Raw genomic sequence first — 15325 nt, 5'->3', positions numbered from 1 at the left:
GGTCCGGCCCTCAGCGGCGCCTGGTCCACACGTCGTCCCCGGGACGGGACTGTTGGCGTGGGACGGGTGCCTCCGGTGCCCCGTGCCGGGGCCGGTAGGAGGCGTCGGCGCTCTGGACGGTGTGCTCCGCCGCCCGGTGGGAGGGGCGGGTGTAGTCCCTGCGCTCGTACTCGTACTCGTCCTCGCCGCCGAGCAGCAGGAAGAGGCTGCAGATCAGCAGGAAGACGAACAGCCCGATGATCACGGGCAGCAGCAGGTCGCGCGCCTTGGCTCCGTCGGGTGCGCCGATGGGGTTGAAGTCGGCCGGGGTGGCGTGGAGCCCGGCCATGCCGGTGTAGTGCATCGCGGTGACCGCGGTCGCCATGACCACCGCGGCCAGAGCGATACCGCCCAGGTGTTGGAGGTTGCGGGCGAACCACAGCGCGGTGGTGGCGGCGGCCACGGCGATCACGCACGACAGCGCCACGTAGGCGGGGTCGTGGTGCATGCTCCCGTGGATGTTCATGGCGGCCACACCCGTGTAGTGCATGGCGATGACGCCGACACCGACCAGGGTGCCGCTGGCCACGAGGCGGCCCGTGGTGGGCTGCCGCAGCACCAGGTGGAGGGCGACCAGGACGACCAGGATCGGCAGGACACCGCTGATCACGGTGAGGAGGACGTCGTAGCGCAGGGGGGACCCGGTGACGGAGTAACCGAACATGGCGACGAAGTGCATCGCCCAGATGGCTATCCCGCCGATCGAGAGTGCTGCCAGGCCCAGCCACTGCCAGCGGAAGAAACCCGTCGCCCGACGGGCTCTGGAGGCGAAGGCAAGCCCCAGGAAGGAGCCGACCGCCGAGATGATGTAGGCGATCGCGGGCGTCATCCAGCCTTGGGGGAGGAGATCGGACACGTTCCCTGTTCTCTACTTTCCATGATGCAAGTCACAATTGTGGCTTCTGTTCATGGAGCGTAGAGATGTCCGTAATTCAGCGCTAGGGGAGCATTCGCTTCTCCGGTGGCCTGATGTGGCCAATTTCTGGATGTGGGGTTGTCAACCGACGTTGTTTCTGTCGCGGTGGCGGGACTTGTTGTCCTCGCCCGCGTTCAGCAACAGGAACAGGCTGCAGACCATCAGGAAGACGAACAGCCCGGTGATCAGCGGCAGGAGCAGGTCCGAGGTGTTCGCGCCGGGTGGCGGGGTGAGCGGGACCTGCTCGGCGGCGGTGAAGCTCATGCCGAACATCCCGGTGTAGTGCATGGCCGAGACGGCGATGCCCATCAGGAGGGCGGCGAGCAGGGAGTAGGAGGCGCGGCGCACGTTCAGGGCGAACCACAGCGCGGTCGTGGCCGCGCTCACCGCGATCACGCACGCCGCGCCCACGTAGACGGGGTCGTGGTGCAGGTGGCCGTGGACGTTCATCGAGGCCATACCCATGTAGTGCATGCCCACCACGCCGGCACCCGCGATCAGTCCGCCGCTGATGATCCATGGCTTTGTCGGCCGCGTCGTGGCCAGGGTGAGCGCCACGAACATCACGCCGATCGCCAGCAGGCCGCTGAGTATGGTCAGCGTGGTGTCGTAGCGGATCGGCGCGCCCTGGACACGAAAGCCCATCATGGCGACGAAGTGCATGGACCAGATGGCGGTGCCGCCCAGGCAGGCCGCGCTCAGGGTCAGCCACAGCCAGCGCCCGGCCCCGGCGGCGTCCCTGGAGAGCAGGGCGAACCGCAGTCCGATGAACGATCCGGTCACGGAGAGGACATAGGCGATGGCGGGTGTCCACCAGCCGTATGCGAAATGGTCGATCATGGCGAGGGCTCCGGGAAGAAGGAGTGCGGGGAAGCGAAAAGGCACGGAAAAGCAGAGAGAAAAGGAGGGATGAATCTACTTTAGGACCTTTATTTCGACCTCTGGCTCGCCAAGGACCTGCTCCGGGGGCTGGTGGTGGAGCGAAAAGGTGAAACCTACCGCCTGGTAGGAGCTTTTGGTGTCCGGGGGTCGACGGGTGATGCTGGGCACAGGCGAGCCCGGGTGCTCAGTCCCGGTGGCCGCGCAGGCCCTCGAAGGCGATCCGGCACAGGGAGTCGGCGATCTCCTCGGCGGCCATGCCGCGGTCCGGCTTGTACCACTCCACGATCGAGTTGACCATACCGAAGAGCAGGCGGGAGGCGACCGCGGGGTCGACGTCGCTGCGGATGTCGCCGTCCACGACACCCTCGCGGACCAGGTCGGCGATCAGGTGGTCGAACTGGCGGCGGCGCTCCAGGGCGTGCTTCTCCACCTCGGTGTTGCCGCGTACCCGCAGCAGCAGGGTGACGTGCGGCAGCTCCTCCACCAGTACCCGGACACTGCCGCGCATCACGTGTTCGAGCCGCGCGATGGCGGGTCCGGTGACGGCGCCCTCCTCGCGGGTGACCTCGAACAGGGCGTCCATGGCCAGGTCCAGGGACTGGCGCAGCAACTCGGTCTTTCCGGTGACGTGGTGGTAGATCGCGGACTTGGTCACGCCCAGGGCGCGGGCCAGGTCTTCCATGCTCGTGCCGTCGTACCCGCGTTCGTTGAACACGCGCGCGGCCACGCGGAGCACGGAGTCGGCGTCGTGCCCCGGTCGGCCGGAGCGGCGCCGACCGGTCTGGCGCGAGGAGGCTGGTTCGGTTGCGGAAGATCGGGACACGGTTGTCGAATCTACCTTGTGACAGGGACGGACGTGCCGGAGGCGGGCGGCCAGCCGTGTCTTCCTCTCACGAGGATTTGCTAACTTAACGAACGGTCGGTTAGTAACGCACAATAGACCCCGGACCACCACCTGAGGAAGGGCGTAAGCCGTGCCGACGCACCATCCGGACCTGCTCGAACGACACCGAGGGACCCTTGACGCCGCCGTCGCGGCGATCCGCGGGCGGCACCACCACAGCGCCTACCCGGAGTCGCCGAGCCGATCGGTCTACGGGGAGGAGGCCGCCCCGGAAGGAAAGGCTGCCTTCGAGGCGCTGCTCGGCAGGGACTTCCCGCTCGACGGGCCCGGCGACCGGGGCCGCGTGGCCACCGAACGCTCTCCCTACGGCCCGGCACTCGACGTCACCTATCCGCGGGCCGACGCCGAAGCCCTCCTCGCCGCCTCCGGCCGGGCCCTCGCCTCCTGGCGACGTGTGCCCCTGGAGGTGCGCGCGGGTGTGTGCCTGGAAGTCCTCGACCGGCTCAACCGCCGCAGCTTCGAGATGGCGCACGCCGTCCAGCACACCAGCGGCCAGTCCTTCGTCATGGCCTTCCAGGCGGGCGGCCCGCACGCCCAGGACCGGGGGCTGGAGGCGGTGGCCTACGGCTACGACATGATCGGGCGCTACGCGGGCGAGTCCCGGTGGGAGAAACCCCATCGCCGCGGCGGCCCGATCACCATGGCCAAACGCTACACCGCGCGCGGGCGCGGGATCGGCCTGGTCATCGGCTGCAACACCTTCCCGACCTGGAACTCCTACCCCGCGCTCTTCGCCGACCTGGTCACCGGCAACACCGCGATCGTCAAGCCCCACCCGGGCGCGGTGCTGCCGCTGGCGATCACCGTGGCGGTCGCCCGCGAGGTGCTCACCGAACAGGGCCTGGACCCCGACACCGTGCTGTTGGCGGCCGAGGCCCCCGAGGACCGCCTCGCGGCCGATCTCGCCCTGCGCCCCGAGGTGCGGATCGTCGACTTCACCGGCTCCACGGAGTTCGGCGACTGGCTGGAGGACAACGCACGGCAGGCCTTCGTCAGCACGGAGAAGGCCGGGACCAACACGGTGGTGGTGGACTCCACGGACGCCTACCGCCCGATGCTCGGCAACCTCGCCCACTCCCTGTCCCTGTACAGCGGCCAGATGTGCACCACCCCGCAGAACATCTACGTCCCGGCCGGGGGCGTGGACACCGACGAGGGGCACAAGGACGCCGACGAGTTCGCCGCGGACCTGGCGGCCGCCGTCGCCGAACTGGTCGCCGATCCCGCGCGGCTCGTGGGCGTGCTCGGAGCCGTGGTCAACGACGGGGTGCGGGAGCGGGTGGACACGGTCGAAGGGCTGGGGGAACTGCTGCTCGCCCCGACCTCGCCCGCCCATCCGGAGTTCCCCGACGCCGTCGTGCGCACCCCGGCCCTGGTCCGGCTGGGCGCCGAGAACCGGGAGGTGTACGGGCGCGAGCACTTCGGTCCGATCTCCTTCGTGATCACCACGGCCGACACCGGGGAGTCCCTGCGCCTGCTCGGCGAGACCATCGCCGAGCAGGGAGCGATCACCGCGGCGGTCTACTCCACCAGCGAGGACGTGCTGGAGCGGGCGGAGGAAGCCGCCCTGGACGCCGGGGTGAACCTGTCCGCGAACCTCACCCAGGGGGTGTTCGTCAACCAGTCGGCCGCCTTCAGCGACTACCACGGTTCGGGGGCCAACCCCGCGGCGACCTCCGCGCTGACCGACCCGCGTTTCGTGGCGGGCCGCTTCGACTTCGTGCAGTCCCGCCGCCACGTCTGAGAAGGAACTCCCGGCCGTGTGGGACCGTGTCCCGTTTCGGGCCCGGCGCGTTAGGGAAGCGTCAATGCTCTTGTCGCCCCTGACGCGCCGGGAGTAGCTTTTTTCCGCTTTGACAGCAGAAGTCCTTTTGTTCGTGAAACGGAAAAAGAGGCCCCATGGCCATCACCCGCCGCGGCGCCTTCAAGGCGTCGCTCCTCGGCGGTGTCGGCGCAGCCGTCGCCACCACCCTCCCCTCCTCGGCCTGGGCCGGAGCCGCCCCCGTCGGGGCCGTCACCGGCGACGCCAAGAAGGCCCTGCGCCTGCTCAAGGAGGGCAACAGGCGCTGGCACCGCCACGTGTCCCGGCACCCCCACGAGAGCAGGGCGCGCCGTGCCCAGCTGGTCGAGGGTCAGGATCCCTTCGCGGTCGTCCTGGGCTGCGCGGACTCCCGGGTGCCCCCGGAGCTGGTCTTCGACCGGGGGCTGGGTGACCTCTTCACCATCCGCTCCGCGGGCCAGGTCCTGGACGGTTCCGTGCTCGGCAGCCTCACCTACGCGGTCGAGCACCTGCACACGCCCCTGATCGTGGTGATGGGCCACCAGAGCTGCGGAGCCGTCGACGCGGCGGTGGAGGCGCACCGCACCGGCGAGCTCCCGCACGGACACGTCGGCGGCCTGGTCGCGGAGATCCTGGAGGTGGTGGAGTCCACCCCCGACGACGGCGATGACTTCCTCGACGACTGCGTCCGGGCCAATGCCCGGCACATCGCGGAGCGGCTCAGCGGGGACGACGAACTGGGTGAGTTCGTGTCGGACGGGCGGTTGGAGGTCGTCGCCGCCCGCTACGACCTGGAGAGTTCCAGGGTCACCTGGCTCTGAGTCCCACCCAGCCCCGCAGAACCCCGCAGAACCCCGCTGAGCCCCGCCGGACCGTCCTTGCGGCGGGGCTCCGCCGTTCCGGCCCGGTGGCGGAAGTCCCGAAGCGCGTGAAATCACTCAGACGCCGCTGACGGGATCATTGATGCTGTTCGCTGCTTTCCGGGTGCGCGAACCGCATATTCAGTAGAAAATTCCCCTGTCGCATTTTCCGGCCGCCCGACTGATTAACCAGCCAAGACGCGATAAATGCCGGAAAACCCTGCGCGCGCGAGTCCGTGGTCCTATTCTCGTGCTGTCCCCGAAGGACGTTTTTCGATCCGCCAGCGTACCGGTCCCAGCAGACCCGGATCAGGGGAGGAACGCCGTGCTCGCCATCGACCAGCAGATGCGGGAGATGCTCCAGACGCCCGGGGTGTGCAGTGTCTGCCTCGTCGACTGGCGTGACAGCCGTGTCCTGAACTGTGTCGGCAGTGATGAGAGCGACCGGGTCATGGGCACGTCTGCGATCCTGCAGGCCATCCACGGCGGTCCGCTCTGCGCCACCCAGGTGGTGGAGGACGTGGTCGTCACCGAGGGCGACCACCACCTGCTCTTCGCGGTCCTGCGCGGCTCCGAGTTCTGCGTCCAGGTGCGCCTGGACCGGAATCGGGGCAGCCTCGGCTTCGCCCTGCACCGCCTGCGCAACCTCGCCGACACCGCCGAGGTCCCGCGCCGGGAGCAGGACCGCCCGCCGCGTCGGGGCCGTGGTGGTCAGGTTCGGCCCCGTGCCCTGGTCACGGTGGAGCGCCCGGTGCTGGAACGCGTCCTGACCGCACTGCGTTCCCTGTTCCTGGGGCGGTTTCGGGCCGGAACGGTGGTCGCGTGACCGGTGGCACCGCCCCGCGCCACCGCGCTTCGGGACTGCGTCGTTGGATCGCCGACCGGAGAGTGCTGCGTCGGCTCAACCAAAGGAAAGAGAAGGACATGCCGAACATCGAAGCCGGGCTCAAGGAAATGATGGAGATCGACGGGGCGGTCGGTGCCGCCGTGGTCGACTACAGCAGCGGGATGGCCCTCGGAACGCTCTCCACGAACAAGTCGCTGGACCTCACCGTCGCCGCCGCCGGTAACACCGAGGTGGTCCGGGCCAAGATGCGGACCATGGACCAGCTGGGCCTCAACGACGCGATCGAGGACATCCTCATCACCCTGTCCGGGCAGTACCACATCATCCGCCCTCTCACCAGCCGCAAGGGGCAGGGGCTCTTCCTCTACCTGGCCCTGGACCGCACCCGGGGCAACCTGGCCCTGGCCCGGCACCGCCTCAAGAGCATCGAGGAGACCTTGGAGGTCTGAGCCCGTTGGCCAGGGGGCAGGATTGCGGTGACCACCCCCCGACCGCGCAGGGAGACCGGCCATGTTCCGGATCGCGATCAGTCGGCTCACCGACGACGGCCAGCACATCACCACGGAACACCGGGGCACCGCCATGTCCGTGGACGAGGCGCTGCTGGCCCTGCGCGAGCATCTGCCGACGGTGGACACCAGCGCCTTCGAGAGCGACGCCGTGCAGCGCTCGGTCAACCGCGTCAACGACTTCCGCCACGACGTGCACACCCCCGACGGCGGCCGCTACCGCGTGGTCATCGCCCCGATGATGTGAGCCCGGCGTCACGAGGGCCTCCGCGTGGCGCCGGGGCGAGGAGCATCAGGTCAGCGCGTCAGTCGGAGCCGAAGGCCGAGTCGAAGGAGGACTCGGGCGGGTCGAAGGCGTTGGCCCGGACGAACCTGACCGCCTCGGCGGCGCCGGTGAGGCGGTCCATGCCCGCGTCCTCCCACTCGACGGAGATCGGCCCGTCGTAGCCGATCGAGTTCAGCACGCGGAAGCACGCCTCCCAGGGCACGTCGCCGCGGCCGGTGGACACGAAGTCCCAGCCGCGGCGCGGGTCGCCCCAGGGCAGGTGGGAGCCCAGGCGCCCGTTGCGGCCGTTGCCCACGCGTTTGCGGGCGTCCTTGCAGTCCACGTGGTAGACGCGGTCCCGGAAGTCCCACAGGAAACCGACCGGGTCGATGTCCTGCCACACCATGTGGCTGGGGTCCCAGTTCAGCCCGAAGGCCTCCCGGTGGCCCACGGCCTCCAGGGCGGCCTGGGTCGACCAGTAGTCGTAGGCGATCTCGGACGGGTGCACCTCGTGCGCGAACCGCACGCCCACCTCGTCGAACACGTCCAGGATCGGGTTCCAGCGGTCGGCGAAGTCCCGGTAGCCCGCCCTGATCACGTCCTCGCCCACCGGCGGGAACATCGCCACGTACTTCCAGATCGCCGAGCCCGTGAAGCCCACCACCGTGGCCACGCCCAGCTTGGCCGCGGCCCGGGCGGTCAGCTTCATCTCCTCGGCGGCGCGTCGGCGCACCCCCTCCGGGTCGCCGTCGCCCCAGACCCGGGACGGCAGGATGTCCTGGTGGCGCTGGTCGATGGGGTCGTCGCAGACCGCCTGGCCCAGGAGGTGGTTCGAGATGGCCCACACTCCGAGGCCGTGGCGTTTGAGGATGTCCAGGCGCTCCTGGACGTAGGCGTCGTCCGCGGCGGCCCGGGTGACGTCCAGGTGGTCGCCCCAGCAGGCGATCTCCAGTCCGTCGTAGCCCCAGGACGAGGCGAGCGCGCACACTTCCTCGAAGGGCAGGTCGGCCCACTGGCCGGTGAAGAGGGTGACCGGTCTGGTCATCGGACTACCTCCGTGGTGATCGGTTGGGGTGTGGCCGGTTGGGGTTGAGGCCGAACGGGCTTGCGGCCGCACGGCTCAGAGCGGGGTCGGCCCCGCCGGTGCCGGCACACCGACGAGGCCGAGCATGAGGTCGCGGACCTCGGTGGCCGCGACGCGGTCCCGGGCCAGGGAGGGATCGGTACACAGCAGCAGGGGCCCGTCCTCGGGGGACTCGTGCGGGCGCCCGTGCGTGCCCCGGACACAGCCCGGGTCCAGGGGGACGACGTTCATCGTGTAGCGCAGGCCGACCCTCTTACGGACCAGGTTGGCCGCCGCCCGCGCCTTGACCAGCGGGTCGGCGGGGTTCAGGAAGAGTTCGGCCGGGTCGTACCCGGGTTTGCGGTGGATGTCGACGCCGCGCGCGAAGTCGGGGGCCGACTCGTCGCTCAGCCAGTAGTAGTAGGTGAACCAGGCGCCGGGTCCGGCGAACAGGACCAGCTCCCCGGAGCGTTCGTGGTCGAGCCCGTACCCGGTCTGGGCCTCGCGGTCCAGGACCAGCTCCACCCCGTCCAGCCCTCGGAGGAGTTCGGTGACCTCGGGCAGGTCGGCGGGGTCCCGGACGTACACGTGCGCACACTGGTGGTCGGCCACCGCGAAGGCCCGGGAGGCCCACGGGTCCAGGTACTCCATGCCCTCCTGGGTGTAGACCTCCAGGAAGCCCTCCTCGCGCAGCAGCCGGTTGACGTGCACCGGCTGGTCGGCGGGGGTGATCCCGTACTCGCTGAGCACCATGACGGCGGTCCCGGCCGCCTCGGCGTCGTCGAGGAGCGGGGCGAGCGCGGCGTCCAGGTCGCGCACCGCCTGCCGGGCCTGCTCGGAGCCGGGGCCGAAGCGCTGGAGGTCGTAGTCCAGGTGCGGGACGTAACAGAGGGTCAGGTCGGCCCGGGGTAGGAGCTTGCGGGTGGCGGCGACGATCCACTCGGTGGAGCGGATCGAGGCGGTCGGCCCCCAGTAGTTGAACAGCGGGAAGGGGCCCAGCTCCGAGGTGAGTTCGTCGTGCAGGGCGACCGGCCGGGTGTAGCAGTCCGGGGACTTGCGCCCGTCCGCGTGGTAGACCGGTCGCGGCGTGACCGTCCAGTCGGTGGTGGCGCCCATGGCGTACCACCAGCAGATGTTGGCGGTGCGAAAGCCCGGGCGGTGGCGGCGGGCGGTCTCCCACACCTTCTCGCCCCGGACCAGGCGGTTGTGCTGGCGCCACAGGTACACCTCGCCCAGGTCCCGGAAGTACCAGCCGTTGGCGACGGCGCCGTGGTCGGCGGGGTCAGCGCCGGTCAGGAAGGTGGACTGCACGGTGCAGGTGACGGCGGGCAGGACGGTGTCCAGGGTGGCCTGCCAGCCGCGGTCGGCCAGGGCGCGCAGGCGCGGTGCGTGTTCGAGGAGGCGGGGGGTGAGCCCGACCGCGTTCACGACGAGGAGGCGTCGGTCGGTCATGGCGGTCCTTTCCGTGCGGGGGCTGGAGCGGGGTGAGTCCGGGGCCGGGTTCAGAGCGGGGTGAGGCCGAGGTCGGTGAGCCGGTCGCGGGCCCAGGCCAGCTCGGCGGCGATCCCGGCGATGAGGCCGTCCTCACCGATCGGCCGCAGGGCCTCGGGCAGTACCGACCAGGTGTAGGTCTCCACCTCCACGTGGTCGGTGCGGGCGCCGCCGGGCCCCAGCAGGTGGGCGAGGGTTTCGGTGAGGTGGTCGGCGGTGCCGCGCAGGGGTGCGGCGGCGGGGGAGTGCAGGGGTGCGTGGAAGTGGGTGCGCCAGGGGCCGCGCCCCTGTAGGGGCCGGGGCCCGTCGAGGGCCTCGGGGAGGTCGTCGCGGCCCCGGGTGCGCCCGCCCAGGAGTTCGCGGGTCTGGTGCAGGAAGCGGTCCTCCCGGAAGGCGGACAGGGCGGTGCGGGTCGCCGGGTCGCTCGGGTCGGGGGCTTCCACGGCGGCCGACGCCTGGGTCTTGACCACCGGAAGCCCGGCGTCGGCCAGACGGTTCAGCGCGGTGCGCGGCTCCTCGAAACCCACCGCCAGGTGGCAGGTGTCCAGGCACACGCCCAGGTGCGGGGGCAGACCGGTGAGCAGGCGGGCGGCGTCCCGGGTGGTCTCCACGACGCAGCCGGGCTCGGGTTCCAGGCCCACCCGGACCGGGCGCCCGGCGTCGGCCAGCTCGTCCAGTACCGCGGAGAGTTCGGTGAGGTGGTCGCGGGCGGCGGTCAGGCGTTCGGGCCCCCAGGGTTCGCGCCAGGCCAGGGGCAGGGTGGAGACGCTGCCGCGGGCGGCGTCGTCGGGCATCAGCCGGGCCAGGACCCTGGCACAGTCCACGGTGTAGTCCAGGCGGGCGCGCTCGGTCCAGTCCGGGCTGTACACGGCGTGCTTGACCACGGGGGCGTGGAAACCGGTGTAGGGGAAGGCGTTGAGGGTGACGGTCTCCAACCCGGCCGCCTCCAGCCCCTTGCGCAGCCGCTCGGTCAGGGCGGGGTCCGCGGCCAGTTCGCGGGCCAGCGGCGCGGGCAGCCACAGGCCGAGGCCCAGCAGGTCGGCGCCCAGGGCGGCGCGGACCCCGCCGCCGAACACCCGGATCTGGCGCAGGACGCCGTCGAGGTCCTCGGCGGGGTGGACGTTGGTGCAGTAGGCCAGGTGGACGACGGTGCCGTCGGGATGCCGGAACCTCACGCGGCGCCACCTTCCGCAGCCCTTTCCGCGTCCCCTTCCGAGGGGTCCTCCGGGCGTTCGCCGCGCAGGACCGAGTTGCCGGAGAAGGTGGCCGGGGCGGCCCCGGAGCCTGTGGCGTCCTCCAGCAGCAGGCGGTCGCTGCGGCCGTAGAACTCCACCGGGTTGCGCCACAGCACGCGGTCCACGTCGTCCGCGGTGAACCCCGCCGCGAGCATCTTCCGCCCGGTGTACAGGGTGGTCAGTGGGTCACTGTGCCCCCAGTCCGCCGCAGAGTTGACCACCATCCGGTCCAGGCCGTGCTCGGACAGGATGCGCACCATCCGGTCCGGGGACATCTTGGTGTCCGGGTAGATGGAGAAGCCCAGCACGCACCCGGAGTCGAGCACCATCTCCACGGTGGTCTCGTTGAGGTGGTCCACCAGGACCATCTCGGGGGCGATTCCGGACTCGGCGACCAGCCGCAGGGTGTGCCGGGTGCCCTCGACCTTGTCCCGGTGCGGGGTGTGCACCAGCACCGGGAGCCCGAACTCCCTCGCCAGTTCCAGCTGGTGCCGGAATGCCTTCTCCTCCTCGGAGGTGCGTGAGTCGAAGCCCACCTCGCCGACGGCCACCACCCCGTCCTTGGCCAGGTAGCGGGGGAGGATGTCGAGGACCCCGGCCAGGCGGGGGTCGTTGGCCTCCTTGGGGTTGAGCGCGATGGTGCAGTGGTGCCGGATACCGAACTGCGCGGCCCGGAAGCGCTCCCACCCGACCAGGCCGTCGAAGTAGTCGCGGAAGGAGCCCACGCTGGTACGCGGCTGACCCAGCCAGAAGGCCGGTTCCACCAGCGCGCGTACCCCGGCGTCGTACATCGCCCGGTAGTCGGCGGTGGTCCGGGAGGTCATGTGGATGTGCGGGTCGAAGATGCGCATTACGCCTCCGGGGAACGAGGGGTCGGATTCGTCGAGACGTTCGGGAACCGTTCCAGGACGAGGTGGACGTCGGCGGGCACCGCCCGGCCCGCGCGCTCGCGCTCGCGGGCGAAGTCCGCGCACATACGGGCCAGCTCGGCGTCGGCCCGTCCCGCCAACCCCGCCACCAGGCGCAGCGGCACCCCGATGAACAGGCACTTGAGCACGGTCTGGCGCCAGGAGTGGTCGTCGAGCAGGTCCTGGGCCCCGCTGGCGGCAGCCGCCGCGACCAGCCGGGTGTCGTTGGTGCGCATGGCGTCCGCGAGCAGCCGACGGGAAGCGGCGGCGACCTCCGGCTCCCGACCGCTCGGGCCCAGACCGCAGAGCCCGCGCAGGACCGCGCGTCGTTCGTCGGCGTCGCCGTACTCGTAGAGGTCCTCGATCTCCCGGGCCAGGTCGCCCGGTGGCAGGACCTCCGACAACACGCGCAGCAGATCCGCGCGCACCAGGTCCTCCAGGGTCGGCCCCTCCGTCCCGGTGGGGTCGCCGGAGGGCCCGGGACCGCGCACGACACGTCGGGCGGCCGCCGGGAAGAGCACGGCCACGCGTTCGGGGCGCCCGGCCACCTCGGCGCGGAGCTCGTTCAGCGCGGTGCGGGCCGGTTCCTCCAGCAGGACCGCGACGTCCGGAAGGTCGTCATGGCCGTTCGCGTCGATCACACCGCCTCCTTCCGTCGGCGCAGGACCTGAGCCCAGGCCGTGTCGATCGCCCTCTTGGCCCGCTCGGCGACCAGCGGCGCCGCGTGCCCGTGGCGGGGGAGTTCCACCGAGGCCAACCCCGTGTACCCGACCCGGTCCAGGGCGCCCAGTACCCCGGCCAGGTCGATGTCGCCCTCGCCGAACTCCAGGTGTTCGTGCACGTGCGGGCGCATGTCGTCCAGCTGCACGTTGGCGATCAGGGAACCGGCCCGGGCCACCGCGCCCTCGGGGCCTTCGGGTTCGTTGCACACCCCGTGCCCCACGTCCAGCGTCACCCGGAGGCGTTCGGGACCGCCCAGCCTGCGCCGCAGCTCCAGCACGTCGGACAGTCGCTCGGCGAACATGCCCGGCTCGGGTTCGAAGGCCAGGTCCACCCCGAACTCGTCGGCGGTCTCCAGGACCCTGGCCACCCCGGAGGTGAGCCGGTCCCAGCCCTGTTCGGGGGTGGCGTCGGCCGGGAGGATGCCCGACCAGAAGGACACCGCCCGGGCTCCCAGGGAGTCCGCGATCCGGACCGCCCGGCGCAGCAGGTCCACCCGCACGTCGCGGTCGCTTCCCGAGACCAGGGTGGGCTCGTGCTTGCGCCGCGGGTCCAGCAGATAGCGGGCGCCGGTCTCCACGACCACTGCCAGGCCCAGCGCGTCCAGCCTGCGGCGGACCTTGCGCACCCGGGCGTTGACGTCCAGTGAGAACGGGTCCAGGTGCGGGTGGTCCAGGGTCAGCCCGACCCCCTCGTAGCCGAGGTCGGCGATGATCGCCAGGGCGTCGTCCAACCGGTGGTCCCAGAAACCGTTGGTGCCGTAACCGAACTTCATGTCCTGTCGCGGGCTGCCGCTCAGGTCGTCGCTCACGTGACCGACACCGCCTTGGACGCCTTCGCCGCCACGGGCGCGCCGACCGCCAGCGCGCAGGCGGTCCCCACCGCCCCGTACCGGGACAGCAGCGCGGCCTGGAGCGGGATCATTCCGCGGATGCCGACCCCGGTCGCCTCGCGCGCGTGCTCGGCGGAGGGTTCGTTCAGCGCCCGGCCCTGGGCCGGTCCCACGGTCGCGGCGAAGGAACCGGCGAAGGCCCCGGCGGCCACCTCGCCCACCGAACCCCGCGCGGTGGCGGGGGCCGTGCACGCCGGGTAGGCCGCCGCGGCCGCCCCGGTCAGGGTGCAGGCCAGCGCACCGGCGGCCACCGCGGGGCTGGTGCCGTGCACCTCTCCCCGGCTCAGCGCGGTCACCCCGAAGGTGTGCACGGCCATGACCGCGGCCGGGAGCGCCGCCGCGCCCGTGCGGTCGCCCGCGCCGAGCAGCACGTCCAGCCCCCGGTTGACCGCCATGCCCACCGGGGCCAGCGGGGTGGGTTTGAGGACGAGGTCGTAGGCCCACACGGTGGCGGCCAGGGTGGTGGCGACCAGCGCGGTCCGGCGTCCGCCCGCCATCGCGGCCACGCCCACCCCGGCCGCCGTGAGCCCCGTCGCGACCGTGAGCGCCTCGCCGGGGCTCACCGACCCGGAGGGGATGGGACGTTCGGGGCGCTCGACCGCGTCCAGGTCGCGGTCGGCGTAGTCGTTGAGGGCCATCCCGGCCCAGTACAGGCAGACCGAGGCGGCGGGCAGTGCCCAGGTGCGGGACTCGTGCAGCCGCCCGGCCGCGGCGGCCCCGGTGAGGCTGTCGCCGATCACGGTCAGGGCGGCGGGCAGACGTACCAGCCGGGCCAGGGCACGGAGCTTCCCGCTCATCCGCGCTCACCCCCTTCCGCCGGTCCGGGCGCAGGTTCGCAACACCAGTCGGTGAGCGCCCGCCACTGCTCCATGAGGCCGTGCACCTCGCTCCCGGCCGGGTCCTTGAAGAAGAACCCCAGCTCCGGAACGACGCCGACCCGCCCGGTCCGGTGGGCGTGCGCGGTCAGCCGGGCCAGGTCCAGCACCAGCGGTGCGGCCAGCGCCGAGTCGTACCCCGACCACGTGAACTGCAGGCTCATCCGGGTGCCCAGGAACCCCTCGAAGGACACGTGGTCCCAGGCGGTCTTGGCGTCACCCAGGTCGGGCACGTAGTCGATGTGCAGGGGCCCGTCCACCGGATGCCCGAGCAGGTGCTCCAGGCCCCGGGCCTTGGAGGCGGTCTTGTTGCTGTTGCTGGCGGGGTCGGCGAGGGTCGCGCCGTCGCCGCCGCCCAGGAGGTTGGTGGAGGACCACGAGCGCACCCGTAGCGCCCGGGCCGCGAACATCGGCGCGAGCACGCTCTTGACCAGGGTCTCCCCGGTCTTGCCGTCCGACCCCGCCCACGGCAGCCCCAGCTCCTCGGCCAGAGCGGCCAGTGCGGGCGGGCGCGGCCCCGCGTTGGGGGTGAACTCCACGAAGGAGCACCCCGCGCGCAGGGCCGCGTACGCGTAGGCCGAGCTCGCCGGAACCCGGGCGGTCCCCGCGTCCAGAGCCGCCTCCAGGAGGTCGGGCTCGGCGAGCTCGGCGGCCTGTGCCGGAGGCGGTTCGGTACTGGAGAGATCGACGACCACGACGCGCTCCACAGCCTCGCGCTCGGCGAACTCGCGCAGGTCCCGCTCCAGGCGGTCCACGTGGCGGCGGGCGAACCCCTCGGGGCGCGGCCGCACGCCCTGACGGATCCGCCGGTCCACCGCGTCGAGTTCCTCCGCGAAGGCCACCGGCAGGTGCGGTGGGATCACCCCCGACCTGGCCAGCGGCTCCGCGCTCTTGGCCAGGCGGATGCCGCCCACGTCGTGGCCCCCGAAGGCCAGGTCACCGAGTCCGGGCAGGTCCGCGGCGGCGAACTCGGGGCGTTCGGTGACGCACCCGGTCCGCTCGGCGGCGCCCGCCCGGACGGCCAGCGCGCCCAGGACGGCCGTCGTGGCGACCGATCCGCGTGCCCCGACCAACCACACTCCGATACGTGTCATGCGTTCCCCTCCTGGATGGGATACGGCTTCTGCGGGTCCTACTGG

The 15325-nt window shown here is 71.6% G+C and carries 16 protein-coding genes; 5 read left to right on the top strand and 11 right to left on the bottom strand.

What is annotated here, in order from left to right:
- Positions 1–10: 10 nt before the first annotated feature.
- The 3 genes from NE857_RS29940 to NE857_RS29930 form a co-directional block, all read right to left on the bottom strand.
- Positions 11–895 (bottom strand): MHYT domain-containing protein, encoded by an 885-nt coding sequence (locus NE857_RS29940; RefSeq protein WP_254418650.1) that lies wholly within the window; start codon positions 893–895, stop codon positions 11–13.
- A 141-nt stretch (positions 896–1036) separates the two neighbouring features.
- Positions 1037–1795, bottom strand: coding sequence for an MHYT domain-containing protein (locus tag NE857_RS29935; RefSeq protein WP_254418649.1), 759 nt, complete (start codon positions 1793–1795; stop codon positions 1037–1039).
- A gap of 226 nt (positions 1796–2021) precedes the next feature.
- Positions 2022–2660 (bottom strand): TetR/AcrR family transcriptional regulator, encoded by a 639-nt coding sequence (locus tag NE857_RS29930; protein ID WP_486348431.1) that lies wholly within the window; start codon positions 2658–2660, stop codon positions 2022–2024.
- 151 nt (positions 2661–2811) lie between these two features.
- Between NE857_RS29930 and paaN the strand changes: the two genes are divergently transcribed.
- The 5 genes from paaN (at position 2812) to NE857_RS29905 (ending at position 6984) form a co-directional block, all read left to right on the top strand.
- Positions 2812–4485, top strand: a complete 1674-nt coding sequence (gene paaN, locus NE857_RS29925; RefSeq protein WP_254418648.1) for a phenylacetic acid degradation protein PaaN — start codon at positions 2812–2814, stop codon at positions 4483–4485.
- 155 nt (positions 4486–4640) lie between these two features.
- Complete coding sequence (locus NE857_RS29920) at positions 4641–5342, top strand: carbonic anhydrase (RefSeq protein ID WP_254418647.1); 702 nt, start codon at positions 4641–4643, stop codon at positions 5340–5342.
- 364 nt (positions 5343–5706) lie between these two features.
- Entirely contained in the window at positions 5707–6207 is a 501-nt protein-coding gene (locus NE857_RS29915; RefSeq protein ID WP_254418646.1) for a hypothetical protein, read from the top strand.
- A gap of 98 nt (positions 6208–6305) precedes the next feature.
- Entirely contained in the window at positions 6306–6677 is a 372-nt protein-coding gene (locus tag NE857_RS29910) for a hypothetical protein (protein WP_017582475.1), read from the top strand.
- Positions 6678–6738: 61 nt separating this feature from the next.
- Positions 6739–6984, top strand: coding sequence for a hypothetical protein (locus tag NE857_RS29905; protein WP_254418645.1), 246 nt, complete (start codon positions 6739–6741; stop codon positions 6982–6984).
- Positions 6985–7042: 58 nt separating this feature from the next.
- On the opposite strand, the gene NE857_RS29900 is transcribed toward NE857_RS29905, so the two are convergent.
- From NE857_RS29900 to NE857_RS29865, 8 genes are all read right to left on the bottom strand, one after another.
- The gene (locus NE857_RS29900) at positions 7043–8047 is read right to left on the bottom strand and encodes a sugar phosphate isomerase/epimerase family protein (protein ID WP_254418644.1); all 1005 of its coding nucleotides are present in this window, start codon (positions 8045–8047) and stop codon (positions 7043–7045) included.
- A gap of 75 nt (positions 8048–8122) precedes the next feature.
- Positions 8123–9517, bottom strand: a complete 1395-nt coding sequence (locus NE857_RS29895; RefSeq protein ID WP_254418643.1) for an alkaline phosphatase family protein — start codon at positions 9515–9517, stop codon at positions 8123–8125.
- A gap of 50 nt (positions 9518–9567) precedes the next feature.
- Positions 9568–10731, bottom strand: a complete 1164-nt coding sequence (gene eboE / locus NE857_RS29890; protein ID WP_254418642.1) for a metabolite traffic protein EboE — start codon at positions 10729–10731, stop codon at positions 9568–9570.
- A complete protein-coding gene (locus tag NE857_RS29885) occupies positions 10728–11642 on the bottom strand; it encodes a TatD family hydrolase (protein ID WP_254418641.1) in 915 nt (304 codons plus the stop codon). Before NE857_RS29885 ends, eboE begins: the two co-directional genes overlap by 4 nt.
- Positions 11642–12340: an EboA domain-containing protein gene (locus NE857_RS29880; protein WP_254418640.1), complete on the bottom strand. Its 699-nt coding sequence runs from the start codon at positions 12338–12340 to the stop codon at positions 11642–11644. The genes NE857_RS29885 and NE857_RS29880 overlap by 1 nt, the downstream gene beginning before the upstream one ends.
- Positions 12337–13230, bottom strand: a complete 894-nt coding sequence (locus NE857_RS29875; protein WP_254418639.1) for a sugar phosphate isomerase/epimerase family protein — start codon at positions 13228–13230, stop codon at positions 12337–12339. The genes NE857_RS29880 and NE857_RS29875 overlap by 4 nt, the downstream gene beginning before the upstream one ends.
- A complete protein-coding gene (locus NE857_RS29870) occupies positions 13227–14108 on the bottom strand; it encodes an SCO3242 family prenyltransferase (RefSeq protein WP_254418638.1) in 882 nt (293 codons plus the stop codon). The genes NE857_RS29875 and NE857_RS29870 overlap by 4 nt, the downstream gene beginning before the upstream one ends.
- Entirely contained in the window at positions 14105–15280 is a 1176-nt protein-coding gene (locus tag NE857_RS29865) for an inositol-3-phosphate synthase (protein ID WP_254418637.1), read from the bottom strand. Before NE857_RS29865 ends, NE857_RS29870 begins: the two co-directional genes overlap by 4 nt.
- Positions 15281–15325 lie beyond the last annotated feature (45 nt).

The organism is Nocardiopsis exhalans (assembly GCF_024134545.1).
In the GTDB taxonomy this organism is placed as follows: Bacteria; Actinomycetota; Actinomycetes; order Streptosporangiales; family Streptosporangiaceae; genus Nocardiopsis; species Nocardiopsis exhalans.
The sequence above is the reverse complement of the archived record's forward strand: the minus strand, read 5'-3'. Positions and strand labels throughout refer to the sequence as shown.